This window comes from Bacteroides cellulosilyticus DSM 14838 (genome assembly GCF_000158035.1).
Taxonomy (GTDB): Bacteria; Bacteroidota; Bacteroidia; order Bacteroidales; family Bacteroidaceae; genus Bacteroides; species Bacteroides cellulosilyticus.
The window spans coordinates 1-715 of the sequence record NZ_EQ973550.1 but is presented as its reverse complement, the minus strand read 5'-3'; the positions used below and the strand labels follow the sequence as shown (position 1 = coordinate 715).

At 46.9% G+C, this 715-nt stretch carries 1 protein-coding gene; it reads left to right on the top strand.

Annotated features, from left to right (window positions below; all coding sequences use genetic code 11):
* Positions 1-269: 269 nt before the first annotated feature.
* Positions 270-715 (top strand): DNA-binding domain-containing protein (locus BACCELL_RS25625; protein WP_007215103.1); only part of this gene is annotated, 446 nt, incomplete at its 3' end.

Here is a 715-nt window from a genome sequence, read left to right as displayed (position 1 = left end):
GTTAATTGATGAACAAGCATATCAAATACTATCATATTATAACATCGCACACTAACGCCTGACTTTTAAGCGTTACCCTATATTTATAAAATCATTCCAACATGTCAAACGGGCTTTCGTTCTTTGACATGTTGGAATGATTTTTTTTGTGAAACTCCCTCCCGGCTTTTCTCCAAGAGACTCATTCCTCATGCCATAATTATTCGAATTATTAACAACGGCAAGACTCCGGTTTTACCGATAGTATTCATTATAAATATTTATAAATTATGGCAAACGAAATCAAGTATCAAATCAACGGCCAACTGGCGGACAATACCGTAACCGTGGACAACAAAGAGGACATGATCCTCGTCCCCGTATCCATCGGCAGTGCGGACGAAAACCGCATCATTGCCGAACTGAAAGCGGAGGACTCCGGTCTGCGTGAAGAAACCATCCGTCACGTCTTCGACCTGCAAAAACGGGTCATCAAACGCATGCTGATGACCGGCATGAGTGTGAACACGGGATTGTATTACGCCTCAGTCGCTTTCCGCGGCGTTATAGAAAACTCCACCTGGAATCCGGCAAAGAACTCCATCGTGGTGAACTTCAACGTAGGCGCCGACCTGCGGGAAGCCATCAAGGCAACCACAGTGGGCATCATCGGCGAGAAAGGCAGCGCCATGTACATCGGTGGCGTGCAGGATGCCTCCACCCGTGCACAGGATGC